The sequence below is a fragment of the Mycobacterium sp. URHB0021 genome, from assembly GCF_054057895.1.
The window spans coordinates 3,472,429-3,498,440 of sequence record NZ_JBSRZT010000002.1 but is presented as its reverse complement, the minus strand read 5'-3'; the positions used below and the strand labels follow the sequence as shown (position 1 = coordinate 3,498,440).

The 26,012-nt window shown below is 64.6% G+C and carries 21 protein-coding genes and 3 pseudogenes; 11 read left to right on the top strand and 13 right to left on the bottom strand.

What is annotated here, in order from left to right:
• Positions 1-43: 43 nt before the first annotated feature.
• Together ACVWWN_RS19405 and ACVWWN_RS19400 are read right to left on the bottom strand one after the other, a co-directional pair.
• Positions 44-1,150 (bottom strand): mandelate racemase/muconate lactonizing enzyme family protein, encoded by a 1,107-nt coding sequence (locus ACVWWN_RS19405; RefSeq protein ID WP_457145296.1) that lies wholly within the window; start codon positions 1,148-1,150, stop codon positions 44-46.
• Positions 1,147-2,061 carry a LysR substrate-binding domain-containing protein gene (locus ACVWWN_RS19400; protein ID WP_457145295.1) on the bottom strand — a complete coding sequence of 305 codons (915 nt, stop codon included), beginning with the start codon at positions 2,059-2,061 and terminating at the stop codon, positions 1,147-1,149. Before ACVWWN_RS19400 ends, ACVWWN_RS19405 begins: the two co-directional genes overlap by 4 nt.
• Before the next feature lie 133 nt (positions 2,062-2,194).
• Between ACVWWN_RS19400 and ACVWWN_RS19395 the strand changes: the two are divergent.
• Positions 2,195-2,592 (top strand): annotated as a pseudogene (locus ACVWWN_RS19395) (Rieske 2Fe-2S domain-containing protein); the annotation flags it as partial.
• A 58-nt stretch (positions 2,593-2,650) separates the two neighbouring features.
• Here the strand turns inward: ACVWWN_RS19395 and ACVWWN_RS19390 are convergent.
• Genes ACVWWN_RS19390 through ACVWWN_RS19380 form a run of 3 tightly spaced genes read right to left on the bottom strand, consistent with a single transcriptional unit; the run spans position 2,651 to position 5,269 of the window.
• On the bottom strand, positions 2,651-3,379 hold the full coding sequence (locus ACVWWN_RS19390) for a 3-oxoacid CoA-transferase subunit B (RefSeq protein WP_457145294.1): 729 nt from the start codon (positions 3,377-3,379) through the stop codon (positions 2,651-2,653).
• Positions 3,376-4,071: a 3-oxoacid CoA-transferase subunit A gene (locus tag ACVWWN_RS19385; RefSeq protein ID WP_457145293.1), complete on the bottom strand. Its 696-nt coding sequence runs from the start codon at positions 4,069-4,071 to the stop codon at positions 3,376-3,378. Before ACVWWN_RS19385 ends, ACVWWN_RS19390 begins: the two co-directional genes overlap by 4 nt.
• Before the next feature lie 22 nt (positions 4,072-4,093).
• Positions 4,094-5,269, bottom strand: coding sequence for an acetyl-CoA C-acetyltransferase (locus tag ACVWWN_RS19380; RefSeq protein WP_457145292.1), 1,176 nt, complete (start codon positions 5,267-5,269; stop codon positions 4,094-4,096).
• On the opposite strand from ACVWWN_RS19380, the pseudogene ACVWWN_RS19375 reads away from it, so the two are divergent.
• Positions 5,189-5,371: pseudogene (locus ACVWWN_RS19375) on the top strand (LysR substrate-binding domain-containing protein); the annotation flags it as partial. The gene ACVWWN_RS19380 and the pseudogene ACVWWN_RS19375 overlap by 81 nt on opposite strands.
• A 167-nt stretch (positions 5,372-5,538) precedes the next feature.
• Here the strand turns inward: ACVWWN_RS19375 and ACVWWN_RS19370 are convergent.
• Positions 5,539-5,874, bottom strand: coding sequence for a hypothetical protein (locus tag ACVWWN_RS19370; RefSeq protein WP_457145291.1), 336 nt, complete (start codon positions 5,872-5,874; stop codon positions 5,539-5,541).
• A 317-nt stretch (positions 5,875-6,191) separates the two neighbouring features.
• Between ACVWWN_RS19370 and ACVWWN_RS19365 the strand changes: the two genes are divergently transcribed.
• The 4 genes from ACVWWN_RS19365 to ACVWWN_RS19350 all read left to right on the top strand — a co-directional run bounded on the left by ACVWWN_RS19365 (position 6,192) and on the right by ACVWWN_RS19350 (position 9,295).
• Positions 6,192-6,461 carry a hypothetical protein gene (locus ACVWWN_RS19365; RefSeq protein ID WP_457149190.1) on the top strand — a complete coding sequence of 90 codons (270 nt, stop codon included), beginning with the start codon at positions 6,192-6,194 and terminating at the stop codon, positions 6,459-6,461.
• Positions 6,462-7,234: 773 nt separating this feature from the next.
• Positions 7,235-7,417, top strand: a complete 183-nt coding sequence (locus ACVWWN_RS19360; RefSeq protein ID WP_457145290.1) for a hypothetical protein — start codon at positions 7,235-7,237, stop codon at positions 7,415-7,417.
• Between the two features lie 15 nt (positions 7,418-7,432).
• Positions 7,433-7,822 carry an FAD-dependent oxidoreductase gene (locus ACVWWN_RS19355; protein ID WP_457145289.1) on the top strand — a complete coding sequence of 130 codons (390 nt, stop codon included), beginning with the start codon at positions 7,433-7,435 and terminating at the stop codon, positions 7,820-7,822.
• A 147-nt stretch (positions 7,823-7,969) separates the two neighbouring features.
• Positions 7,970-9,295 carry a GAF domain-containing sensor histidine kinase gene (locus tag ACVWWN_RS19350; protein WP_457145288.1) on the top strand — a complete coding sequence of 442 codons (1,326 nt, stop codon included), beginning with the start codon at positions 7,970-7,972 and terminating at the stop codon, positions 9,293-9,295.
• A 759-nt stretch (positions 9,296-10,054) separates the two neighbouring features.
• On the opposite strand, the pseudogene ACVWWN_RS19345 reads toward ACVWWN_RS19350, so the two are convergent.
• A pseudogene (locus ACVWWN_RS19345) lies at positions 10,055-10,722 on the bottom strand (MsnO8 family LLM class oxidoreductase); the annotation flags it as partial.
• Positions 10,723-10,917: 195 nt separating this feature from the next.
• On the opposite strand from ACVWWN_RS19345, the gene ACVWWN_RS19340 reads away from it, so the two are divergent.
• The 3 genes from ACVWWN_RS19340 to catA all read left to right on the top strand — a co-directional run bounded on the left by ACVWWN_RS19340 (position 10,918) and on the right by catA (position 14,354).
• Positions 10,918-11,328 carry a hypothetical protein gene (locus tag ACVWWN_RS19340; RefSeq protein WP_457145287.1) on the top strand — a complete coding sequence of 137 codons (411 nt, stop codon included), beginning with the start codon at positions 10,918-10,920 and terminating at the stop codon, positions 11,326-11,328.
• 344 nt (positions 11,329-11,672) lie between these two features.
• Positions 11,673-13,286 (top strand): 4-hydroxyphenylacetate 3-hydroxylase family protein, encoded by a 1,614-nt coding sequence (locus ACVWWN_RS19335; RefSeq protein ID WP_457145286.1) that lies wholly within the window; start codon positions 11,673-11,675, stop codon positions 13,284-13,286.
• A 201-nt stretch (positions 13,287-13,487) separates the two neighbouring features.
• The gene (catA, locus tag ACVWWN_RS19330; protein ID WP_457145285.1) at positions 13,488-14,354 is read left to right on the top strand and encodes a catechol 1,2-dioxygenase; all 867 of its coding nucleotides are present in this window, start codon (positions 13,488-13,490) and stop codon (positions 14,352-14,354) included.
• Between the two features lie 213 nt (positions 14,355-14,567).
• Here catA and ACVWWN_RS19325 read toward each other — a convergent pair whose 3' ends face one another.
• The gene (locus ACVWWN_RS19325) at positions 14,568-15,644 is read right to left on the bottom strand and encodes a GlxA family transcriptional regulator (protein WP_457145284.1); all 1,077 of its coding nucleotides are present in this window, start codon (positions 15,642-15,644) and stop codon (positions 14,568-14,570) included.
• Between the two features lie 575 nt (positions 15,645-16,219).
• On the opposite strand from ACVWWN_RS19325, the gene ACVWWN_RS19320 reads away from it, so the two are divergent.
• Complete coding sequence (locus ACVWWN_RS19320) at positions 16,220-16,396, top strand: hypothetical protein (RefSeq protein WP_457145283.1); 177 nt, start codon at positions 16,220-16,222, stop codon at positions 16,394-16,396.
• A gap of 756 nt (positions 16,397-17,152) precedes the next feature.
• Here ACVWWN_RS19320 and ACVWWN_RS19315 read toward each other — a convergent pair.
• Genes ACVWWN_RS19315 through ACVWWN_RS19300 form a run of 4 tightly spaced genes read right to left on the bottom strand, consistent with a single transcriptional unit; the run spans position 17,153 to position 20,557 of the window.
• Entirely contained in the window at positions 17,153-17,623 is a 471-nt protein-coding gene (locus ACVWWN_RS19315) for a cupin domain-containing protein (protein ID WP_457145282.1), read from the bottom strand.
• The gene (locus tag ACVWWN_RS19310; protein WP_457145281.1) at positions 17,620-18,558 is read right to left on the bottom strand and encodes an NADP-dependent oxidoreductase; all 939 of its coding nucleotides are present in this window, start codon (positions 18,556-18,558) and stop codon (positions 17,620-17,622) included. Before ACVWWN_RS19310 ends, ACVWWN_RS19315 begins: the two co-directional genes overlap by 4 nt.
• A gap of 11 nt (positions 18,559-18,569) precedes the next feature.
• Positions 18,570-19,892, bottom strand: a complete 1,323-nt coding sequence (locus tag ACVWWN_RS19305) for an MFS transporter (protein ID WP_457145280.1) — start codon at positions 19,890-19,892, stop codon at positions 18,570-18,572.
• Positions 19,893-19,918: 26 nt separating this feature from the next.
• Positions 19,919-20,557 (bottom strand): HD domain-containing protein, encoded by a 639-nt coding sequence (locus tag ACVWWN_RS19300; RefSeq protein WP_457145279.1) that lies wholly within the window; start codon positions 20,555-20,557, stop codon positions 19,919-19,921.
• 2,021 nt (positions 20,558-22,578) lie between these two features.
• Here ACVWWN_RS19300 and ACVWWN_RS19295 point away from each other — a divergent pair.
• Positions 22,579-22,758: a hypothetical protein gene (locus tag ACVWWN_RS19295; protein ID WP_457145278.1), complete on the top strand. Its 180-nt coding sequence runs from the start codon at positions 22,579-22,581 to the stop codon at positions 22,756-22,758.
• A 248-nt stretch (positions 22,759-23,006) separates the two neighbouring features.
• Here the strand turns inward: ACVWWN_RS19295 and ACVWWN_RS19290 are convergent, their stop codons facing one another.
• The gene (locus ACVWWN_RS19290; protein WP_457145277.1) at positions 23,007-24,875 is read right to left on the bottom strand and encodes a GAF domain-containing sensor histidine kinase; all 1,869 of its coding nucleotides are present in this window, start codon (positions 24,873-24,875) and stop codon (positions 23,007-23,009) included.
• Positions 24,876-26,012 lie beyond the last annotated feature (1,137 nt).

Below are 26,012 nucleotides of genomic sequence, written 5' to 3'. Positions count from 1 at the left end.
GATCTCTGTTCTCTCTTCTTTGCGTTCCGCGGGCAAGTTTCCTTCAGTGCTGGTCGGTCCGGTAGCGGGCGAGTTTGTCGGCGTCGATGTCGAAGCCGAGGCCGACGCCGGCAGGTACCCGCAACAGCCCGTCACGGATACGCAGCGGCTCGGTGAGCAGGTCGTCGGACATGTCGAGGAAGTTGGACAGTTCGCCGGCGCGACGCGACGTGAGCGCGTACGCGGCGCCGAACGCGACGGCGCAGGCGCTGCCGATTTGACCGTCGATCTGGTTGCCGATCACCACTTCGAGACCCATGCCCTCGGCGAGATGGTGGATGCGTTGGGAGGTGGTGAACCCGGTGCGTGCAGTCTTGATGCTGATCGCCGTGGCGGACTTGCCCAGCACCTCCCGCGTCACGTCGGCGGGCGTTGGTACCGACTCGTCGGCGATGAACGGCACGTCGAGCCGCTCCACCAGCCACCGACGGCCCAGCACATCGTCGGCGGGGCACAACTCCTCGGCGAAGAGCAGGTCGAGATCGGCCATCTCGCGCATGGCCCGCAGTGACTCTGCGGCCGTCCACCCACGGTTGGCGTCGACGTAGAGCTCGACAGCATCCCCGAAGCGGTCCCGCAAGGCCCGCACCACAGCGGTGTCCAGGGTCGCGGGTCTGCGCCCGACCTTGACCTTGAAGGTGTTGATGCCGTAGGTGTCTCGCATCTTCTCGGCTTCGGCGACCATCGCCGCCGGCTCGTCGAAACCGAGCATGTGGCTGACGCGCATACGGTCGGTGTATCCGCCGAGCAACGCCGTGACGGGCAGTTCGAGCGTGCGCCCCAGCGCGTCCCAGATCGCCATGTCGACGGCCGCTTTCGCGGCCGGATTGCCGACGGTGCGGGCCATTCGGCCAACTGCAACCTCGCGTTCGGTCAACGTCAGCCCGACCAAGGCGGGCGCGAACAGCTGGTCGACGACCGCGACGATCCCGGTCTGCGTCTCGCCGTAGGTGAATGGCCGGGGCGGGGCCTCGGCGACGCCGACCACTCCATCATCGGTGTGGACGCGCACCAGCACGTGGTTGGCGGTGTGCACCTCCCCCGATGCGAACTTGAGCGGCTTCACGTAGGGAACGGCGAACGGAATTGCCTCGAGAGCAGTGATTTTCATATCAGTTCCTCCACTGCGGTGGGCACGAACGCCAGTCCGAAAGCACGGGACAAGACGTTGATCACGGCATCGACGACCGGATTTTCACCACCGCGTCTCCAGGCGAGGGCGAGTTCGATGCTGCCTGCGTCGGCGAGATCGCGAAAGACCAGCCCTTGCAAAGGCAACGCGCGCACCGAAGCAGGCAGCACTGCGACACCGAAGCCCGCGGCGACCAGCGCCAGCAAGGCGGCGGTACCAGGCGCGGCATGTTCCCGATGCGGCACGAATCCGGCACGTTTACAGCTGCGCATCACCGCGTCGTTGACCGCCGAATGCCGGCTGGCGTATGCGACAAACGACTCGCTGCGTATGTCGGCCAACGCGACCACGGCTTCTGCGGCCAACCGGTGATCGGCCGGCACCGCGAGCACCAGCGGTTCCACGTCGATACTGCGGAGCTCGATGTCGTCGCCCACCGCAGGCGGACGCAGGACCCCGACGTCCAGCGTGCCGGAGCGCAGCTGCTCGCACTGCATGGGCGTGAGCACGTCCGCCTGGATCTCCATCGCCACACTAGGAAGCTCCTCGCGAAGGATGCGCGCAATGCGTGGCAGATGGGAGAAGGCGGCCGTCCCGGTCAGCCCCACCCGAAGCAAGCCGCTGCGTCCGGCGGCGATCCGGCGTACCCCGCGCTCGGCGTCGTCGACGCCCGCAAGGATCCGGGCGGCCTCGGCTTTCAGGAATTCGCCGGCCGCGGTCAGGGACACCTGCCGCGTCGTTCGGTTGAAAAGGGTGACGTCGAGCTCCGCCTCGAGCTGGCGGATCGCGTAGGACAACGCCGGCTGCGCGACCAGCATCTGCTCGGCCGCCTTGCCGAAGTGGCACGTTGCGGCCACCGCGGAGAAATACCGCAGGTGACGCAGCTCCATGGGCATTCCGTTCGTCCGAGGCCCTTCGTGTGATGACCGCACGTTCGACGGTAGGCGCTGAATCCATATAGCACCAGGACATGATTTGGCGATATTAATCATTATTTTCGATGAATGGACCGCTTGCAAGGGCAACTGGATGACGCTGACATGCCCCTTCCACGGGTGGACGTTCCGCAACGACGGCACGCTGCTCAAGGTCGAGGACCCCGAGGGCGCCGGCTGCCCCGACACGTTCCACATCGACGGCAGCCACAATATGAGCACGGTGGCGCCGTTCGACGGCTATCGCGGATCCTGTTCGGCAGCCTGAACGACGACGTGTTGACACTGGACGAGCACGTGGGCGACACCACCGAGGTGATCGACATATTGGTCAACCAGTCGCCCGAAGGCCTTGAAGTGCTGGGCCGGTCGTCCACCCACACCTATGACGGCACCTGGAAGGTGCAGGCCGAGAATGGAACTGACGGCTATCACGTCATCGCCACGCACTGGAACTATGCCGCCATCAGCAGCCGCCGCAGCACCGTCTTCGCCAAGCTGGGGGTGCGTTCGACGTCGGACCTGGCCGCGCTGCGCCGCTGAGTCACCCCGAGCAACGATCAGGTCGAGGTACGGCCTTCGGTTGCTCCCGTTCGTCGAGCAGTTCGACGTCCATCCGTTCGGACAGCGCCGCGACGCTGAGGCCGAACGTTTCACGGACCCATATGCCGTGACCCGCAGGGTCGATGTCGAAGGTCGCGTACTCGGTGTACACCCGGCTGACACAGTGCAGCCCGGTCAGCGGATAGGTGCACTCGGGCACGAGTTTGGCGGTGCCGTCCTTGGTGAACAGGCTCATCATCACGAAGACGCGCTTGGCGCCAATGGCCAGGTCCATTGCGCCACCCACTGCCGGGATCGCGTCCGACGCACCGGTGTGCCAGTTCGCGAGGTCCCCGTGCCGGCTGACCTGGAACGCGCCGAGCACGCACACGTCGAGGTGACCGCCGCGCATCATCGCGAACGAGTCCGCGTGGTGAAAGTACGACGCCCCAAGGGTTTCGGTGACCGGTATCTTGCCCGCGTTCGTCAGATCCGGATCGATCTGGTCACCGACGGCGGCCCCACCCATGCCCAGCATCCCGTTCTCGGTGTGCAGTACCACTCCGGCGGCGGGGTCGAGGTAGTCGGCCACCGTGGTGGGCTGTCCGATACCCAGATTCACGTAGGACCCCGCGGGGATGTCACGCGCGATCATGGCGGCGAGTTCCCGCTTGTCCACGGGACCCCGGTCGAGATGCTCGACCGTCGCCAATTCCAGGGTATCGGTCATGATGCCTTCTGTTGGGTGTCGGACAGTTCGGACAGGTTCAGCACGCGGTCGACGAAGATACCGGGTGTCACCACGATTTCAGGGTCGATGTCGCCGGCGTCGACGACGCGGGCGACCTCGGCAATCGTCAGTGCCGCGGCCGTGGCCATCACGGGGCCGAAGTTGCGAGCCGTCTTGCGGTACAGCAGGTTTCCCGCTCGGTCAGCGACGTGGGCGCCGATGAGCGCGACGTCGCCGTGGATCGGGTACTCCAGCACATAGTCGCGGCCGCCGATGGTGCGGGTCTCCTTGCCCTCGGCCAGCGGGGTACCGACGCCCGTCGGGCAGAAGAACGCGCCGATGCCGGCGCCGGCCGCCCTCATCCGCTCGGCCAGGTTGCCCTGCGGCACCACCTCGAGGTCGACCTTACCCGCACGGTACAGCCCGTCGAACACGTAGGAATCCGCTTGGCGCGGAAAAGAACAGATCACCTTGGTGACCCGGCCTGCGGCCAACAGCGCCGCCAACCCGGTGTCGCCGTTGCCCGCGTTGTTGCTGACGATGGTGAGCTCGGACGCACCCTGAGCGATCAGCGCGTCGATCAGTGTGGTCGGCATGCCTGCCATGCCGAACCCCCCGACGAGTACGGTGGCGCCGTCCTCGATACCGGCGACGGCCTCCGCCGCGTCCGAGCAGATCACCGTGCGGCTCATCGCCCCTCCAGGAATTTCTCGATCATCGGATTGCTTCGAACACGGCCGCAAGTCCTTGGCCGCCGCCGATGCACATGGTCTCGAGTACGAAACGCGCCTGGCGGCGCTGGGCTTCGTACGCCGCGGTGGCGAGGATGCGGGCGCCGGTGGCACCGATCGGATGCCCCAGGGAGATGCCCGACCCATTGGGATTGAGCCTGTCGTCGCGCGGATCGACTTTCCACTCGGCGAGCACGGCGAGCACCTGCGCGGCGAACGCCTCGTTCAGTTCGATGAGGTCGACGTCGTCGAGGGTGAGGCCGACGCGGTCCAGTGCCGCAGCCGTGGCGGCGACGGGTCCGATGCCCATGACCTCCGGGTTGCATCCGGTGACCGCCCAAGACCGCAGCGCGAGCATCGGTGTGAGTCCATGGCTTTCGGCGTGTTCCCGGGTGGTGACGATGCACATGGCCGCGCCGTCGTTCTGTCCCGACGCGTTCCCGGCGGTAACCGTGGCCGCGGCGTCCACCTTCGAGCGCATCGGGCGCAGCGCCGCCAGTCGTTCGACGGTGATATCGGCTCGGGGGTGTTCGTCGCGGTCCACAACGACGTCCGGTCCCCCGCGCCTGCCCGGAACCGCGACCGAGACGAGTTCGTCGGCGAATCGGCCTTGTTCCCGGGCGGCGACGGCGCGGCGATGCGAGCGGACCGAGAGTTCGTCCTGCTCTTCGCGGCTGATGCCGTACTCGCGGCGGAGGTTCTCCGCGGTCTCGATCATCCCCCCGGCCACGCGATGAGTAGCACCGCCTGCGGTTTCGCGGGCACGGTCGAGACGGTCCAGCAGTGATATTCCGCCTTGGCGCACCCCGCTGCGAAGGCCGAGTGCATAGTGCTCGACATTCGACATCGACTCGGCGCCGCCTGCCACGACCAGGCGGGCCGCACCCGTCGCGATCTGGCCGGCGGCGTAGAGCACGGCCTGCAGCCCGGAACCACAGCGCCGATCGATCTGAAGTCCAGGCACCCCGGTACCCAGACCGGCGTCCAGCGCGGCAATCCGACCGAGGGCCGGCGCCTCGCCACTGGCATAGCCGTTGCCCAAGACCACGTCGTCGACGTCACCTTCACCGGGACCCACCTGGCCATCGGCTGCGTCGGATCGGCGACCTATTCGGTCCTTCCCCAACTGGTGCGCCCGTTGCGCGACGAAGTGCCACATCTCAAGGTCAGTATTCGAGGCGAGATGCCGGCCCCAGCCCAACTCATTGCACTGTTAGCCGGTGACATCGACATCGCGCTGCTCAGACCGCCCGTCGACAACCGTACTTCGACCGCTATAGGTAGACCCGCGAACCCCGAGCGGATGGCGGGGGCGAAGAGTCTGCATTCAGTACCAGTTCGAGCTTGCGTCATTAAGTCGCTGTGCTAGTTGCTCTCGCGTCTAATCCGGACTCGTTCGAATCGTGACGCCGCTTGCTGGGCTGACTGTCATAGCGAGCCGCCTCGCGGCCAGGCGATCCCGTCAGCCTCGGGGCCAACGCGTAGCCGCGCTGGCCAGATTGGTGCGTAGATCGCGACACCGAAAGCTGCGAACGCCTTGATCATCGGCAATGCCGAGCCGATGGCTATCGACAGCCAACCGCCACCGAGAATGAGCAGCACCGCGGCGAAGGCGATTAGGCAAATGGGCGCTGCACGGACACCCGCGCTGCTCGCTCGTCCTCGCCAGTCGTCGGCCAGGCGGTCGATGTCGACAACCGAGGCCGGGTCGTTGTAGTCAAACGCCGCACCATGGTGATCAACCAGATCAAGGCGCAGCTGCATGTCTGGCTCGACCACACTCCAGCCGACCTGTCACGCACCAAAGCGCTGACCACCCTAACGGCGCTGTTGGGAGCAGCACCGCCGCGCACTCATATCCGCCAGGCGTTCACCGAGATGCTCGCCGAGATCGCCGACCTGAACCGACGCGTCCACGATCTAGACGCAACAATCAAGGATCTCGTCACCCCACTTGGTCCCGGCACTTCTCGAGATCACGGGATTAGCCACAACTCGGCAGCAGTGCTGATCTCCGAAATCGGCGACGTCACTAGGTTTCCACATCAGCCAAACTCGCCCGCTACACGGGCTGCACGCCGATTCCGGTTTATTCCTCGGACAAAGAGCGCTACCAGCTCCATCGCGGCGGCAACCGCCGACTCAACAGCGTGCTATATACAGCCGCCATCGTGCAGAAGAGATGGCACCCCGCCGCGCAAGAACTACTCGCTCGCCACACACCAGACAAAGGCAGCCGCGGGGCACGACGAATCCTCCAACGCCACCTCGTCGACGTCGTACATCGGGCGATGACAGCCGACCAAGCGTCTTGGCAGCACCAGATCACCCGATATCAGGCCGCCGCTTGACATAGAAACATCAACGGACTGCTGCGCGACTACTTTCCCAAGGGCGTCAGCCTCGCCAATCACCTGCCCGCGCACCTGTTGGCCGTTGAGCACGAGCTCAATCCCCGACCACGCATAGTGCTTCAAGACCGTTGTCCGGCCGACCTATTCGCCGCCTGTTAACCTCGACTGGTCCGTCAATGTTGCGACGCTGACTAGAACTCATCCCGACGATTAGGGGTCAGTCTTCACCCGACGCCGACAGCCGACCCAGGCTTTGTCTCGTTGCGCGACCACACTTCTCGGTCCGTTGGTTATTTGACTGACAACAGCCCGTGGACACCGCGCCGACACATCCGTAACCAAGCGACCGAGCAGCAGATCTCAGACGCAGGGCTCATCACTGACCTGAAACGGCAGCAGAAGAAAACCACCCGAAGCGAGGACCCGGTAGAACTCACTGAAGACGCCCGTCAGGTACTCGTCAGGCTGTGATGATCGAGTACCGGGCACAAACGCCATCGACGCTGCCGTTGGGTCCCGCCCACAGTTGAGGTCCTGTTTGGCCAAACGGGTTTGGCGGAGATCCGGGCCTAGGGGCGCGGTCACATCCTATCGATTTTGTAGATCGCAACTATCGTATCTATTCGTTGGACTTGATGACCGTTTGTTGGTGTGCTGGAAGGACAAGAAATCGGACCGACCACAACCGGCCCTGGCCCGAACCGCAACGAATAAAAGAAGTAGGCACAGCAATGAGAAAGATCGGATCCACCAGTCTCATAACAGCCGGCGTGGCAGCGGCCATCCTTGGCGTCGGCGGCCCCGCTCTGGCGGTCGCTCCCGGCAACGCGCCACTGGTCCTGCAATCCGTGGCCAATGGCAAGAACGGTATCGACCACCTGGAGTGGCTCGACAATATCCGCCCCAAGGCGAAGGTCCCGATGGTCAACACAAGTGTGCACCAAAGCCGTTGACCCCGCCCCCTTTCGATGACAGGGACGCGACGCGGACTGGTCGTGGTGGGTGCTGGAATTGCGGGTTTGGGCGTGGTCGAAGGAGTTCGTCGGGACGGGTACGCGGGCCCTGTCACGATGATCGGAGCCGAAGCGCATCTGCCCTATGACCGACCTTCGCTTTGCAAGCAGGTTCTCAGGGGCGAGCTGACAACGACGCGGGCCGAGTACCACACCTCCACAGGTGCGGGTCGAGCCGCCTCAGCGCGATCTGTGACCAATGAACCGCAACCTGCGCCCTATCAACTGACTCCAAGGCTAGCGTGCGCCACCCGTTGGCTGATCTCACTCGAGACCGCGGCGGCACACGCCGCCGCCGACGAAGGAGTCCGATATGACGACGCTGCAACTGTCGCGAGATTTTGAGCGCACTTCCGACGTGCTGAGGTCGAGGAATAAGGCGGCACAAGATGAAGACTTCAATGAGGTGGCACAGAGTTCATCAACAAACACTGGTGTCGCTGTGATGCGCGCGGCCAAGACACCCATCCCCTTGACAACGCCTCGGCCGACGTGACGAACGCCGAGAACGAATTCCTGAAGGCCGAGGCGGCGCCTTGTCCGGAGGCATACCATGTCGACAAGCCCGGTGCGGCGCACAAAGCCACCGACATCGGCGCCGTCGAGATCAATCTCGGCCAAGCCGCTGACCCCAGTGGTTCGACCTCGGATTCAGGCCTCGTCGTGCTGGCCCAGGACGGGTCTCTGTGCCCACTTAGCGATCTAGTCGATACGCATGCATCACTGCGTCGTCTGGCGATGCTCGTTGCGCAGGGACCGCCGCCTGAGGAAGTATTCGCCGGGGTGACGCGTGAGGCGTTGCGTCACTTCGGGGGCGGAACAGCACGACTGATCCGGTATGAACCAGACGGCACCGCAACCCTTTTGGCTAACCAAGGTGCATCCGGGCCGCACGTCCAAGTCGGTGGGCTATGGGCAGGCTTCCCCGCAGACGGATTGACGGCGAGAGTCCGTCAGACCGGATCGCCGTGTCGGGTCGACGACTATCGCGAACTCGCCGGCGGAAATGTCTACCTCGACGAAGGACTGCGCTCCGCAGTGGGAATGCCCATCCATGTCGGCGGCCGACTGTGGGGGATGATCGCTGTCGGGTCTGAGGCGACTCCCCTACCGATCGACGCAGAACAGCGGATGGCCGAGTTCACTGAATTGATCGCCACCGCAGTCGCGAACGCCCAGAGCACCGCTGAACTACGGGCCACCCGGTCTCGGCTGGTGGCGGCTTCTGACGAGGTACGACGGCGAATCGAGCGCGACCTGCACGACGGCGCTCAACAGCACCTCGTTGGGCTCGCGCTCAAACTGCGCATGGCGGCGGACACCGCCGACGACTCGCCCCATACCGCATCGGTGATACGTAGTGTCGCCGACGATCTGCTAACGATCCTCCAAGATCTTCGCGAGATGGCGCACGGTATTTACCCGGCGCTGCTGTCGAGGTGCGGACTGGCGATGGCTCTGCGTGCACTCGCGAGGCGGGCCATGATCCCAACGGAAGTCAATGCAGAGATCGATCGCCGATTACCGGCGCCGATCGAGGTCGGGGTGTACTACATCGTCTCCGAATTACTCGCCAACGCCGGCAAGCACGCGCAAGCCTCAGTGCTGCAAATCGATGTACGGATCGTCGTGGATAGGCTGGTCGTGCGGGTTCGCGACGACGGGGTGGGAGGAGCAGACTCCCTCCGCGGTTCAGGGCTCACCGGCCTCGCCGATCGTGCTGAGGCTCTGGGCGGAACCTTCGATATCGACAGTCCCGCAGCTCGGGGTACCACTGTCCACATTGAGCTCCCCGCAGGACCGGACCACTCTGACTGACACCCACCGAAATAGCAAGAGCGACCGGAATTGGCATGCCGAAGCGCAGCGTTCCTCCACGCCACGTGCGGAACACCGCAACAGCGCACTCCCGCTTCCTCTTTGGCGAGCCAAGCCCCCGAGGCCATCAAGCGGTTAAATCTCCGCGAGAGCGCCTTGGTTCCGTACAGGTTCAACTCAGGCTCATCGGTGGGTGAAATGCAGCGCTGTGGGGGCGTGGTCCGGGCCGCCGGGTGCCGGGCAAACCCGGACCGCTGTACTCCCGACAGAAAAAGGGGTGTCCGCGGGAGACCTTCGGGTCTCAACAGTATGAACGAGATACGCTGTGCTGGTGGGGCATTAGTCAGGACGATCCTGTAACAATGAAGTCTACGCAACGCAAATGTGGCTAACCCAGAGACATCATGGTGATACCAGAAGGGTGGGACGGCGGCGCATTGGCTCGGCTTTGCTGCAAGGCAAGTCGCGTTTGCTGTTCTCTAGCCCGCGCTCATTGAAATCCATGACCGATTGCTCAGCTCCTACGACGTCACCTAAGCTGAGGTTTCGGCGTTGCCTGATATCGTGGCCACACCGAATGCGAAATTTGAATTATACATCGGCGCAGCGTATTACCGCATGTCTAGGTTGTCGAACGAGTTGATTCGATTACCACCATCGCGCCGGCCACGCCGACGGAAGATCGGCGGCAGGATCCGGTGAAGGCCAACATCCCGACGGCCCGCCACCTGCTGGATTCGGTGGCGGGCCGTCACTTTTAAACGTCACCGGCTCGGCGGCGAACTTGCCGGGCACGAACCGGGAGCGGAAGTCTCGAGTGCCTCTTCGATTCCCTTGCCGGAGAAGTGATTGGCGAAGACGTAAGGCAGTCCCTTGGTTGCAGCCAGATGCACCGAGTACATCGACGAGCCCAGCAGCCACAGGCGCGGTTCGCCGGCCGCGGCCGGGGTGGCCTTGAGTCGGTAGTCGCCCGACCGCACCGAAAGCTCCGCGCCGCGCGGGCTCATCAACGCCCCACGTCGTCGAGGTATTCGGAGAAGTTCTCGATGTCGCGGTCGTTGCGACCGCCGCGGAGGGCATACGACGTCACCGGGTCGGAGCCGGGCGCCCGGCCGACACCCAAGTCGATGCGGCCTGTGCGGCCGCTTCCAGCAGCGCGAACTGCTCGGCCACCGCCAGTGGCGCGTGATTGGGCAGCATCACGCCCCCCGACCCCAGCCGCAGCTGCGAGGTCTGCGCGGCCAGATAGGCGATCAGGACCGGCGGACTCGTGGCTCCGACGTTCGGCATGTTGTGGTGCTCGGTGACCCAGTACCGGATGAAGCCCAGCCGGTCGGCGGTCTGCGCCAGCTGCACGGTGGCCGCCAGCGCTCGCCGGTGGTCTGGTCGCTGCGTACTGGGACGAAGTCAAGGACTGAAAGCCGCACAACAACGTCAACGCCCCAGTGCCGCGGGAACATTCAGGGCTCAGTACTTCTTGAGGGTGATAGAGCCCACAATGCGGTCGAACACCTCATGCGGGATGGGGGCACCCCCCGGGATGTCGTCGACCGGCCCGAGAGCGGCGAGCAGCAAGCTATCGGTACCCGCATGCGTGGTGGTGCACAGTCGTTGACAACCGGATGCCCATCGACGCGCAGATAGCGGCCGCACAGCGGCGGCAAGGTGACATTGTTGATGAACTCATCGACAGCCTCGAGGCGAAGGTGACGTCCGAGCTGGACGCTGGCGACTTCACCTACTTCGGCCACGGCGCTATGGAATTGGCCAAGCTTCTCATTGCCCGTGCCCGCAGGGACGATTTGAAGTCCGCGCATCGGGTCGCAACGCGGCTCGCAGCCGAGACTAGTGCGAGATCGCAATCAGCGCTGGGCTTTTGGGCGCTGCTGTGTCAGATATTGCTGACCGATGCGGAGGGTGACAATGTCGGTCATGCAGCGGTGTTGGCACGCTGCCGTGACACTGCCCAGGCGCTTGATGCCAGGGGCCATCTGGTCACGGTCGCAAAGCTGTCCAAAGCCGGCGCATCGTAGCCCGGGTATGGCCATGGACGACGAGCACGCTGAACCGCACTTACCGGGTCATCATCTTTAGTGCGGTAGACCAGGCCTGAGTCCAGTATCGGTCCGGCGCCGGCTCAACTGGACCCTGTTCGGCGCACCAGAGTGGCCCATCGTCAGTGCAGAGTCTGGCCTAGCGTCGAAGCCATTCTGATTGCAAATGCAATCAGAACGGGGCGGAGGTGGGCCGACGATCCCCACTCAGGATGGTTCGACGCCACCACGAATTTTGTTCCGGTAGCGCCCTTGCAGACCGGGCCGTTGGCCTGCCCACCTTCGACATTCCCGTCATTCAGCGAACAAAAAGAGGTGACAATATGACCGCAACTCAGCAGCCCGCAGTCGACGAGACCACGGTTCTAAGTAATCCGGCTGCCAATGCCGCTGCCAACACCGCACCGAACTTCGCCACCCGTCCGATGACCGGCCAGGAGTACATCGCTTCGCTGCAGGACGGCCGCGAAATCTACCTCCACGGTGAGCGGGTCACCGACGTGACGACCCATCCGGCCTTCCGCAACCCCATTCGCATGGTGGCACGACTCTACGATGCGTTGCACACCGGCGACCACGTCGATGTGCTCACCACCCCAACCGACACCGGTAACGGCGGGGTCACCATGCCCTTCTTCAAGGCACCCACCAGTAGCGAGGACTTGCTCAAGGCACGCGACGCGATCGCGCGATGGGCCCAGATGACCTACGGCTGGATGGGCCGCTCACCTGACTACAAGGCCAGCTTCCTGGGCACGCTGCATGCCAACAAGGAGTTCTACGCTCCCTTCGAGGCCAACGCGGAGCGTTGGTATCGGGAATCGCAGGAGAAGGTCCTGTACTGGAACCACGCCATCATCAACCCGCCGGTGGATCGTCAGCTGCCACCCGACGAGGTGGGCGATGTGTTCATGAAAGTGGAAAAGGAAACCGACGCCGGCCTCGTGGTCTCCGGCGCCAAGGTAGTGGCGACGGGATCGGCGATCACCAACTACAACTTCATCGCCCACTACGGACTGCCGATCAAGAAGAAGCAATTCGCGATCATCTGCACGGTGCCGATGGATGCGCCGGGCATCAAGCTGATCTGCCGCTCGTCCTACACCCAGAACGCAACCGTGATGGGCAACCCGTTCGACTACCCATTGTCGAGCAGGCTGGATGAGAACGACACCATCTTCATCTTCGACAAAGTGCTCGTCCCGTGGGAGAACGTATTCATGTACGGCGATGTTGATCGCATCAACTCATTCTTCCCCCAGTCCGGATTCCTGCCCCGCTCCGCGCTTCCCGGCTGTACGCGTCTGGCCGTCAAGCTCGACTTCATCGCCGGCTTGTTACTCAAGGCGCTGGACGCCACCGGCGCAGGAGGGTTTCGCGGGGTGCAAACCCGCGTCGGTGAGGTGATCGGTTGGCGAAACCTGTTCTGGACGCTGACCGACGCCATGGCTCACAATCCCGAACCGTGGATCGGTGACACCGTCATCCCCCGGCTGGAGTACGGATTGACCTATCGAATGTTCATGATCCAGGGCTATCCCCGTATCAAGGAAATCATCGAGCAGGACGTGGCTTCCGGGTTGATCTACCTGCCGTCGTCTGCCGCCGACTTCAAAAGTCCCCAAGTCCGGCCATACCTGGACAAGTACGTCCGCGGATCTGACGGGATCACCGCCGTCGACCGGGTGAAAGTGATGAAGGCCCTGTGGGATTCCATCGGTACGGAGTTCGGGGGCCGCCACGAACTCTACGAACGCAACCACATGGGCAACCACGAGAACGTGAAGGCCGAGTTGCTGTTCGCAGCGCAAAATCGGGGCGGGGTGGCGCAGATGAAAGGGTTGGCCGAAGCCTGCCTGGCCGAGTACGACCTGGACGGCTGGACCGTGCCCGACCTCATCGGAAACGATGACGTGACTTTCTTCGGGAACCGCTGAGGCTGACGGTGACTGGCTCTGACGGCAGCCGACCATAGACGTGATGGTGAATATCCCTGGTGTCCAAAGCGTTTCCAGAACTAACCAGGACTGCGCACAGCTTGAGGACTTGCCACGGTGCCGTGGCCACGGAAATTGCCGAGTCTGCAGTGTCTACTAGCCGTAAGTGCCAGCAGCAATCACAGTGAAAGAGGAGGAGAGATGGCAAGTGTCGAGAATCGGGATGAGGCAGCCTCGGCGGCCGCTTCGGGTGCGTCAGCTACCGAGCGCTTCCATGCCGATAAGTCGCCGTACGACGCGGTACGGGACACCCCGCCGGAGCGAGTGAAGACGCTCGTGGGCGAGGTGCTCTCCGCAGTGCACGACACCATCCGCCGCCACCGAGTCACCTACGACGAATACAACGCGCTCAAGGCGTGGCTGATCGGCGTGGGCGAAGACGGCGAATGGCCTCTGTTCCTGGATATTTGGGTCGAGCACGTCATCGAGGACGTTGCCACCGATCACCGCCAGGGCAGCAAGGGCAGCATCGAAGGTCCCTACTACGTGCCGGACGCCCCGCAGTGCGGTGCGACGGGCGTCCTTCCGATGCGTGCCGATGAGGCCGGAACTGCATTGGTGTGGTCGGGCACCGTCACCTCCACGGACGCCGCGCCGCTGGCGGCCACGGTGGAACTGTGGCAGGGCGACAACGACGGCTACTACTCACAGTTCGCGCCCGGGCTGCCCGAATGGAACCTGCGGGGCTGCCTCACCACTGGCCCCGATGGGCAATTCCAGATCACCACCATTCGCCCGGCTCCGTACCAGATTCCCACCGACGGATCGTGTGGAAAGCTGATCGCGGCAGCTGACTTACACGCGTGGCGGCCGGCACATCTACATGCGAAGGTCAGCGCACCGGGCCATGAAATACTCACGGCTCAACTGTATTTCCCAGGCGATCCGCACAACGCCGACGACATCGCGAGCGCCGTCAAGCCGCAATTGATGCTCGACCCGGTGCGCCAGCCCGACGGCAGCGATCATGTCGTATACAACTTCGTTCTGGACCCTGTCCGAACCTGACCGCCAGTCGCCGACTGATTTTCAATCGGGTTGTCAAGCCGCGATGGAGCTATCGATCGATGCCGGGGCTCCCGAGACGAAGGACAAGAGCCTCATCGATGCGGCTGCAACACACGCATTAGCAGACGTGTCAGGCAGTCTGGCCTTGGAATCGCAGCCATCCCCGTCAGTCCGTCGGTCCGTAGCCTGGCCACTGGCTAAAGACCGACGGCGCTATCCCGCGTTGGCGCGGCGAGCTGTGCTGAACCGGCGCTGGTAGGCCGCGGGGCTGATGGACAGCTTCTTCGCGAACACCCGTCGCATACTTTCGTAGCTGGGGAACCCGGCGAGAGCCGCTGCTTGTGTCGCGGTGTGTCCTTGGTCGAGCAGCGCCCTGGCCATGTCGAAGCGGATGTTTTCTACGTACCGGGCCGGTGTGGTGGACAGTTCTTCGTGGAAGAGCCGGGTGAGATGCCGGGTGCTCACGTTGAGGTGTTTCGCAAGTTCACCCAGCGAGTGGTCTCCCTGCGGGTCCGCCGTCACCACGTCGGTGACCTGCCGCAGCGCCGGAGACCGGGGCGGGGGCCCTTGCAGTGGAGCCGAGAATTGCGACTGTCCACCGGAACGCTGCATGTACACCACCAGGAAGCGGGCGACCTCGCGGGTCAAGTCCGGTCCGTAGTCCTCTTCGACGAGCGCGAGAGCCAGATCGATTCCCGACGTCACTCCCGCCGAGGTGTACGTGCTGCCGTCACGGACGTAGATTGCGTCGGGTTCGACGCAGCACGTCGGGCATCGGGAGGCGAGCTCGCGGGTGGCCCGCCAATGTGTGGTCGCACGCTTGCCGGCGAGGAGGCCTGCAGCGGCAAGGATGAACGCGCCGGTGCAGATTGACGCGACGCGTCGAGCTCCGGCTGCCGGCACCCGTGCGGCTTCCGCCAGAGCTAGCGGCACAGGCGTCCGCGGATAGCGGTCGGAGCCGGCCACCAGAAACGTGTCCGGCGTGCGCTCCGAGTAGACGGCGCCATCGACTGCGACCCCGAACCCGAGGTTCGACGTGATGTCCTCCCCCGTCGGCGACAGCAGCACGATCCGGTAATCGGCACCGAACCGGTTCGCCGCCTTGAACACCTCCGCCGGACCCGCGACGTCCAACAGGGTCACACCGTCATAGACGAGGATCGCGACGCGGCGCGGGACCGACTTCGCGCCGGCGGAGGTTTGCGGCGCAAGCCCCGTTGGCCGCCGAGAGAGTCGACGAGCCGCTGACGACCGGGCGGTCGCGCGAACGGGGAACGGAGGCACAGCCATTACTCGATTATCGTCGGCTCAATCCCACTGTGGGTAACCGATTTCCCGTTGATGTTCTGGTTTGCACCATGGCAGCCCTCGTAGGAACGCTGACGGTGCTGCGGGTGGCGCGATCCGGCCCTGAGCACCGCGGCATCCGAACGGCCTTGTCTCGAGGGGGTGAGTCTGGCGACAGTGAATATCGCAACGAAAGAAACAGTCACCGTCGCCACTATCGGCGACGGCCGCACCGGTGCAGATCGGCGGCCGGTTCGGCAACAGCCGGGAATCCGGGGCGCGGGGTCCGAAAAGGCGTTCGTCGTTCATCAGCAAACTGTGCCAACGTTCACAGACCGATGCGGCACGACGTACAGGTTGTCACGACGTTGTCACAACTAGGTGCGAAATCGGGGAGTTGACGGGATGGCTTGAGACCTTTCCGCTGGCCAAAGGGCGTTGAGAGGATCTGCGGGACAAAGCAATTCGACGAATGTCCGATTGGAAATACGGCGGTACAACCTCAGCACGGTATTCGTACGACCGGCGGCGCTCGACCAAGGATCTGTCAGCCGTTGCGGCTCGCTGACCATCTGGCAATGACAGGTATCCATCTCGATGAGGGTCTGCTCACCGCCGCGCGCTTCGATGTATTTGCGGTGTACCTTCCGCGTGAGGGCACGGTCCCGCAGGGTCAGAATCCATGTGCGCGGAACGTCGTCGGCATGCCGCGCCGGGACACGTTCTCCGTGCGGATGCGAAGTGATTCTGCATAGAGCTTGCCGGCCAAGGATCGGCGACGCGCGGCGGCCATGTGGCGCGGTCAGGTCGGGGGGCGAGGGCCCTGCCGCCACCTTGAAGCCGCGCTCCGGATCGGCAGCGATCAGCGGTTGTCGAAGTGACGCTTGGCGGCGGTGAGAAGTCAGCGGCAGGCGGCGAGTTCCAGGGCGGCTCTGGCGGGAGGGCGGGAACTGGCAAGGGAGGCAAGGTCTCCGGTTGCATGGGCTTCGGTGGCTGAGGGGCGGATCAAAAACGGTGGACCGACAGGCTCAGAGACGACCCCAGCCGATTTCCGCCACCCCACAAGACGAAGGTTGGCCGGTGGGGCGTTGCTCATGGCTTCTTTGCCACGCGCGAGCAAGCGGAGGCGTGCAAGCCCGTCGAACTCGACGTGCCGTTCATGTTCGTGGCCCGGGAGCGTGGCTAGGTCTGACTCCGCACGTCCTCGCGAGTTTACGAGGGCCTCTGACTGCCAAAAAGCTGCGGTCGCAGCTAGTTCGATGGACCGCTGTTGCGGTCGGCGGTGGTCATCGGCGCATTTTCATCGGCTGTCAACAAGGAAGACCGTGGCGGGAACGGGAACGGTCGCGTGCAGGTCCCCTCTTCGCGCGCATGTCTGTGCTGCCACGCCGGTTGCCATTCTGGCCCGTGACAGGGAACTCGTCCCTGCCGGAAGGCGACGAGGTGGGATCTGAGACCGGCAGCGTCGGCGAAGCGCGGAGGCTCACAGCACGTGCTCGCGGAGGCATCGGTCAACGGTGCGACAGTGTGGCGGCTTTCCGGTGTGGATCATCGACTTTGAGCGGTTCTCCGGTGGTAGCGATGAAGACGACCAGCAGCTTCGCCGGGTCGGTCGGGCTGGTGTTCTCGGTGGACACGTGGTGGGCGCCTGGCTGTTCGGACCAGTTCTCGCCTTGGTGGTACACGTGCGCGGGTTCGCCTTCGAGCTGGCTGCTTACGGTGCCTTCGAGCACGTAGGCGTAGACGAAAGCGTCGCCGTGGCGGTGGGGCACCGCATGTGCGGCCGGCGGGAATGTCACGATCGCCGAGGTGAAGGTCTTGCCCCGGGCGTTTGGGAGCGCCTGTTGGAAGAGGGGCGCCAGGGTCTCGGACGGGTATGCCGAAGCAGTGTCGGTCTGAGGCTGTGTCGCAGGAGCGCAGCCGCCGACCATGGCGGCGACCGCGGTGGTCAGCAGGCCATTGGCGATAGCGGCTCTGATCATGGACGGTCTCCTTCTTGGTCTCTTGCTACCTGGATGATCGTTTTACCGGGAGTGCGTCGGTGGCGGGCAAACGCGTCGGCCGTCTCGGTGAGGGGGCGCACGGCGCCGACGATGGGCTTTAGCCGCCCGCCCCGCAATCGCTGGGCCAGGTCTGCAAGCCGCGCGCGGTCGGGTTCGACCACGAAGAAGACGGCGCGCCCTTCCTTGGGCTGCACCGTAGGTGGCATGGCGATGGTCACAAGGGTGCCGCCGGGGCGCAGCAGCGCGGTTGACCGCTCGAGGACGTCGCCGCCGATGACGTCGAAGACCGCGTCGACTTCGCCGACGTCCTCCAAGGGCTCGGCGTCCAGATTCAGGAATGCTTGTGCACCGAGGCCCAGCACGACGTCGCGGTCGCCGGTCAGGCCGGTGCCGATCACCTGAGCACCCACCTCGCGTGCGAGCTGGACGGCGATCGACCCCACACCGCCGGCAGCGCCGTGGATCACAACCTTCTGGCCGGTGGTGAGCCCAGCATGGACGAACAGTCCTTGCCACGCGGTCAGCCCCGAGATCGGCAGTGCTGCGGCCAGGATGTGGCCGATGTCGGCGGCGAGAGGGGCGAGGTTGCGTGCCTCGACGGCGGTGTATTCGGCCAGCGAGCCGTTGCGGCTCCAGTCGGTGAGGCCGAACACCCGTTGGCCGACGGTGAGGCCAGTGGTGCCGTAGCCCAGCTCGACAACGACTCCGGACAGTTCGTGCCCGGGAACGCTGGGCGTGCGGTCACGGCCGGCCCGGTCGGTCCAGGTGCCGGGCCATTCGAGTTCGCCGGGGGTGAAGCCGGCGGCGTGGACGCGCACGATGACGTCGTTCTCGGCGGCGTGGGGGTAGGGCAGGTCGGTCAGGGTGAGCCCACCGACACCGGCGTCACGGTCTCGTGCGGTGATGGCTTGCATGTCGGGTCTTTTCATGCGGTTTGTCGAACGTTTAGTGGTGTCCTCGCGGACGTGCGCCGAGGGTGGTTGTCGCGGCGTTTTGCTGCCTGGCCGGGCGACCATGGGCGGCTTGGCCGCGAATGGTCGGGCCGGGAGGTGAGGTGCCGGCCGGTGTGGAGCGCGGCGCTCAAGGACAGCGCACCGATGAACGCGAGGTACAGGTAGGTCGTGTTCTGCAGTCCCGACGACGGGGCCGCCAGCCCGGCGGCGAGCGACGGAAGGCCTAGTGCGGCGTAGCTGACCACGAAGGCGGCGGAAAAGACCTCCGATCGCGACTTCGCGGTGGTGGCCCCGCTGATGGCACGCAGCGTCCCGTTGAACGTCAGGCCCACGCCCAACCCGGAGACGATCGATGCACCGATGAAGACCGACGGGGACGCGACGGCCAGGGCAGCGGCCAAACCCGCTGCGCCCAGTGACAGCAGGGCCGCTCCCAGCAAGGTGGCGCTACGCGCCGGGCGCCGCGCCGCCCATAGTCCACCCGCGGTGTTGGCGATGAACAGCATGGTGATGCTGAGACCACCGGCGGCGCCGAACCGGACATGCAGGACCTCGCGCACCAGCGACGGCGCGAGTGCGAGGAACAATCCGGTGACCGACCACCCCGCCACGATGGCGGGAAGCGCGGCGAAGAACTCCCGCCGCGTTTCGCGGGGAACCCGGATTCTCGGGCGCAGCGCGGCAAGTCCTGCGGCGCGCCGAACGACCGTCTCCGGGATCGCCAAGACCAGCGCGGCCAGAACCACGAACGCCACCGTGAGCGCGGGAAAAATCGCCGCATCCGGACGTGGGCTCACCTGAACGAGCACACCAGCCAGACCGCCACCGAGGGCCAGCCCGAAGCCGGTGCCCGCGGCGGTCATCGTCGGCCCCACCTGCGGACGGCCTTCGGGGGAGAACTCGACCAGCCCGGCGGCCAGCGCACCCGTGGCCGTCCCGGTGGCGATGCCCTGCACGACCCGGGCGAGCACGAGCGAGACGACCCCGCCGGCCGCCCAGAAGATCGCCGTGCCGGCCGCGGCCACCAGAAGCGACGCGACCAGCACCGGACGGCGCCCGAGGTGGTCACTGAGCGATCCGACGGTCAGCAGGGCAGCGACTAATCCGGCCACGTAAACGGCGAAGACCAGCGTCAGCATCGTCACTGAAAAGCCGAACCGCTGCAGGTACAGCGGGTAGATCGGCGAGGGCGCACTCGTTGATGCCATCAGCAGCACGTTGGCGAAGACGAGCACGCCGAAGGAGGCATTTTGTCCGAGGCGACGCCCGCCCGGGAAGCGAGTTACACCATTCATCGCGGTTGTCCCAACGCCTGTTCGGGTCAGCTCGGCCAGGCCGAGCCGAGCATGCGCTCGACCGTGGTGGTGCGTCGGAAACCGGGGATGAAGTGCTCCACAACGTCGGAGTTCACCGTTCCGTTGGTGGTCTCCGGGCGGTCCTTGAATCCGTCGAAGTAGGCGCGCAGGAACTCGTTCTTGAAATCGCCGCGCGGGTGAACGGCCAGGATCTCGGTCACCTGGTCGGTGCGCAGCCCGTCGAGGCCGAAACCGAGCACGTCGGTCAGCACGCCCAGATGCGTGGTGGCGATCTCTGGGCCCATTCGGTCCGGAATTCCCGGTGTCGTATGCAGCGCGATAGCCGTCCAGACGGTGTCGGCTGCCGCGGTGGAGAAACCGTGCTCACGCAGGAACTTGCGTCCGTGGTCGGCCCCATCGACCTCGAAGCGCTGTTCGGCATCGGAAAAAGGCGTCACCAGACCGGTGTCGTGGAACATGGCGGCCAGGTAGGCCAGTTCAGGATCCGGTTTCACGCCGAGCAGGGGAGCGTGGATCTGGCCGAAGAAGAACACCCGGCGGGAGTGGTGATAGAGGAGCGGACTGACCGTCTCCTGCACCAGACGAGTCGCTTCGGCGACCGCCGCGGTCTCAGGAACCTCCACACCCGCAACGATTTCTGACATGACTGCTGCGCTTTCTGCTAATGGTTGTCGGACTGTGTCTGACATCAATGCTGGCGCCCACCATGGGTTCTGCGCCGCCTTCCTCCGGCCAGGAATCCCTCAAATCCAGACGGCGAAACAGCCGCGGTGAGCGGCGCCAAGCAACAGGTCGACAAATTTCGTGCGCCGTAGCAGCCTTCGCGTTTTCGCTGACCATGGCCACTCGTGTGCCGAGTGAGTGTGCCCCGCAACGGTGCTTGGGGCATCCGTAAACGCTCATCGCGGATTGTCCGTCCGATGGAGGGTGTTGTGCGCGAGCAGTTTCAGTACGTCGGCCACCGGTACAGCACGTTGTGGCCAACGTTTGTGAACGTCGGCCTGGTTCCGCGATAGTCCTTTTGCGCCCGCGTGTCGATGGTGGTGTGCACGAAGTTTGTCGACCTCACGCGGTGGACCTGCCTTGACGACTTCGTTTCGGTGCTCCTGGGATCGCACGCGATCAGGGGTTAACACCAACGTGCGCCGCTGCCGGACCGTCGCCCGGCTCGACGGTGTTCGCCCGGGGGTCGCGCAGTGGTGCGTGGCGCGGCTCACTGCGGCTGTTTCGGCGTCCGGATTTCAGGGATTCCTGGCCGGAGGAAGGCGGCGCAGAACACCTGGGGAGCGCCAGCATTGATGTCAGACACAGTCCGACAACCACTATCAGAAAGCGCGGAAGTTATGTCAGAGGTCATCGCAGGTGCCCACTCACCGACCCCGGTGTACCTGCGGCGGTGGGGCTTTTCAGTGACGATACTGACGGTGCTCTTCGCCGTCTACGTCGCGGGATTAGTAGCCACCCGGTTGACGGTGGGATCGCTCAGTGACCACCTCGGGCGCCGTCCGGTGCTGGTCGCGTTCTCCCGCGTTCTGCAATGGTGGGGTCGCCTGCACGTTACTGCAGTTGGCCGCAACAGCATTCGCGAATGTATCACAGAGTCCAGGTGCCGGGTTAGATCCAAGATTACTGATTGCGCGATTGCCGCAACGATCGCGATCGGACTGACCGCCGTGTCATTAGTGTTGGCCGTTCCTGCCTCGGCGACGCATCGCCACGGCACCGACGGTCGCGCCGTTCACACCGCGACTAGCGCTAGCCAGGACCGGGATCGAAGCGTTGGGGATTCGTCACAACGGTCCAGACGTGACGGCGTGGACAACGTCGGGAAGGTGGCGACCGATGCCTCCGTCGGCGAGCCCGCGACCGCCGCAGAGCCCGACACTGCCAATCCTGGAGCGTCGGCAGTGTGGCTACCTGGCCACGATAAGTGCAAGAAGCGCATCGGGTTTCGATTACTGCCCCTGTGGTGCACCGACCCTGCGCCGGTTGGATTGGCAGTATTACCTATTCGGTGCAGAATAATCCGGGTACCCCAATCGGCATCTATGATGCCAGCAGCCTTCATCCTGCCTCGCGTTGCCGCCCCGTACGCCAGCTGCTGACGTGACGTAGTCGCTAAGGCGGCGAGATCCCGGGCGAGCGAGCCGGATCGTTCAGCGCTGAATGACTACCCGGCCGGGCCGTGTGGCGGTCGACGGCTTGATATGTCGCCGGGCCCTTGTGGCAGCGGGTATGCGGCTGTGATCGGCACCGGCGGGCGGTCGCCCCGGTTGGAAGTAACCGGTCAACCGGTCGAGCCGACGGCCTGATTCCCCAACGTCTAGGGTGCGGCACTCGGATCCAAGGACCCGAGTTTCGTTGTGGTACAGGCCGGTAAGGTTGGTCTGCGGTGTCCGGGACCCTACGGCGCTGAGGACCACCAGCTGGCTACGATGCGCCGGTGATGCGAGCGCCGCCGAAGTGCTCATCCGCCGACCGCGTCATAGACCACGTCTACACCGCGCACCCCGGTGAGCCCGCGCACCTTACCCGCGACGTCGCGTCCGGGTCCCGGAGGGCGGCGTCAATTATGGCGGCGGCCGGAGTGACCACTTCAATGACGGTGCTCGGCCACAGAGTAGGGCTGCACCCGTCCCCCGTAACACGTTGTCGACGTCGAGGATTGGCCCGGCGCCGACGCTTTACGCATGTCCCAAGTACCGGTGCGGGCTGGGTTCCGTTCGGAGCGTCGGCTGTCGTCGTCGCCTATCTGCTGCGCGGTGTCGGGCCCGATGCGTGGCGCCACCTGTTCGCAAGCCCGGCCGCCTTCGCGGTCATCACCCTGCTGGCCCGCCTGGGCTGAAAGGAGATGCGACCTCTACGGCGGTTCACCGATGCCGGCAAGCGATGACGCTCCTCGGGCCATGGACCCGGATCACCATAGAGATTGCAACCAAGTCGGGCCGCGGCTGCAAGACTGGCGAAATACCGAAGCCGTCGAATGCACCACCCGACTCTTCTGCGCGGGTTGCGATCATGATGAGACTTCGTGGTCCGCTGCACAGCACGGGCGCTGCTCCGAAGCTCCTCGTTGGGAAGTCGGCGTCGTGGTTAGTTGACCGGAATGCTCACCGTTAGCGTGGTCCCTTGGCCGGGGGGGCTTGACACCGTTAATTTGCCCGATACCGATTCGACTCGGTCTTTGAGCCCGATCAGTCCAGACCCGCCGCCGAGCACGGCACCGCCCACCCCGTTGTCACTGACCGACACGTGTAGGTGTCCCTCGTCGATGGACGCACTGACGTGGACTGTTGAGGCGTGTGCATGCTTGGTTGTGTTCGTCAGTGCCTCTGCGACGACGTAATACGCTGCGGCCTCTACTGGTTCCGCGAGGCGGCGACCAATGTCGATGTTCGAGGAGGTCGGTATCGCCGACCGACGCATCAATGCCTTGATGGCGGGCCCCAATCCACCCTTGGACAGGATCGCCGGGTGCATTCCACACGACAATTCACGAAGGTCTTCGTGCACGCCCATCAGAGACTTCACCGCGCAACGGACCGCGTCGCGGTGCTGGGCGGGCACCGATGTCTCCAAGTCCCGCAGGTCCAGTCCCAGCTTCACCAGACGCTGCTGGGCCCCATCGTGCAGATCGCGCTCGAAACCTCGCCGGGCCTGATCCGCCGCTGCAACGATGCGCGCTCGCGATGCCTGAAGCTCCGCCTTATTCTCCGCGTTGGAAATCGCTGTGGCCACCAAGTCCGCGAAGTCCCCCACCTGTGCGCCATAGTGCGCTGGCATCGCCTCGGCCGTGGCTGACCCCGCGATCAACGCACCGCGTACTTCACCGCCGACCACAACCGGCGCGCCCACCCTCGAGCGCAACCCCAGCCCCCGCATGCGGTCTGCGATCACTCCCCCGCCGAGGTAATCCTCAACACGCCCCGGCTCACTTGTCCGCACGACTTCAGCGCAGATGCTCAATCCGTCGAGCCGAAACCGTTCCCCCACAGTCAGCGTCGCTCGACCCGAGATATCCCGCACCGCCAGCACCACACACTCATCCCCGTCGTACTGGATCAACGTCGCATGTTCTACCTCCAGACCGTGCGCCAACTCCGCTACCGCCGCGAGGTACACGTCGTCCGGAGTCGCCCCGCGTGCGACGAGCGTGGCTACCCGCCGCAGCGCAGCCTGCTGCCTTGCGAGGGCGCTGACTTCGGCGTTGATCTGCTGTCGATGTCGCATCGCGGCCACTAGCGCCTCCAGCGGGGGCACCAGGCGCCGCAGTCGCTCCCATTGCCTGCCCGGCAGATCCGTCGGCACCACCAACGTGCCGATTTGCTCGTCGCCCTCTCGTAGAGGGACCGCCAATCTCTGCTCGTCGCCGCGAAATTCGAAGAGAACCAGATCGGCATAGGGCAAGCCGATCACCTGGGCAACGCGCTGACCCGCGCCGTTAAGTGCTGATTCCAACTCTTCCGCATGCAGTGTCGTTCGCGCAATTTCCGCCACTAGGTCCGCCTCCGCCCGCCGCTGTTCGGCTTCCGCCGCGTGTGAACGAGCCTGTCGGGCCAGCACGTTGGCCACCAGCGCCAGGCACAGGAAGACGACGAGCGCAGGTCCCGGACTGTCTCGGTGCAGAAGAATCACATACACCACCGCGCTGGCCACCGACGTGGCCGCTGCCACGCCGAAGTCCCATGCCGCCGACACCACGAGCACACCGAGCAGGAACAGCGCACCGTATGCGTTCTGCGGCGCCACCCTGCGCAACCACCACACCAGGACAGCTTCCGCACCCAGGAACGCCGCCGCCACCACAACCCCCAGCCACAGCGGCGGCGCCGTCGCGCGCACAACACGAGCAAGAAATCCCCGGTACAGTGATGGGATACGCAGCAGACTGGCGGTAATGCCGCCCAGCTTGTGCTTCCTGATCCGGTCGCCGCAGGGACTCAGCTCAACGGACACCACCACCACCCCTCATCGCATCGAGGGCAGCAACGTCAGAAAGACGGCGAAACGAGCTGCACGCCAACTGGGCGATCACCCCGAATCCACGGTAGTCCGTGCACTCAAACAAGATGCAGGCCGACAGCGCTATCCATGACGCACAGACCCCAGCCGGTCGGTTCATTCCGGGTGCGCTATAGGCACAGAGTGCAGCCGCGTTGGTGACGTCACGGGCCATCGCAACACGGTCGACAGAGACCAACGCACGTACGACCGCCGCGCGAGGATGCGCGCGAGACACGCGAGTCAAGCCAGCAAGCGCACGACGAGTCGGTGCAACCCCGGTGACCGCGCTGGGTGGCGTCGCGGCGGATATCACATAGAGCGCCACAGCGGCCATGCCGAGCCGGTCTGGAGCCAGGGTCGTAGACGAAGGAATCTTGCCGATGGTTCGAGGTCTGGCGGGCACTGTGATCCTCTCGACGCGGAAGTATTGCAGAGATTTGTTCGGAGCAACGCCCTCCCGTAGGCGACGCGGAGGCGTCGCAGCGTCGGATCCGACGCTCAACTCAGTGCCCGTTTCATAAATTGGCGGGGCTATATCCGGAGACTTTTTGGCGGGCGTGATCTAACAGAGGATGGGCAGATCAGGCCGGTTTCATTCGCGAATCGTGCTGTTATCCGACATGCCCAGTTGTTGGGCGAAATCTTGTGTTCGTACGAAATAGGTTGTGTGGGAGCGGCCAGACGCCGGCTGACAGAGAGATCGCCATGCACGGACGAGTTCGATGTGAACCAGGTGTGCCATCTCTAGTCCTCCGTAGACATTTCTGTAGGAACACCCCCGTCGATTGCGACTGTGTACCCGGTGATTCGGTTGGCGCGTTGGTCAATGTCGGACAAACGCAACGCGGTACCGTCGGCCGCAACCGCCAACTCCCACTGGACAATTCGCCAGTGCGTTCACGCCCAGCCGCCTCTCCGATGCTAAGTGAGATACGGCAATGTTTGTGGGCCACTTGAAGTGCGGATAGCAGGGGCCACTCGCCACCCCTGTCACCGCAACAGGTGCACCTACCCTCCAGCGCCCCCTTATCACGCGCCAGCGTATATCTGCGCATTGCCGCTCACCGCAATGTCCGTCGAATCAATGCCGGAGCA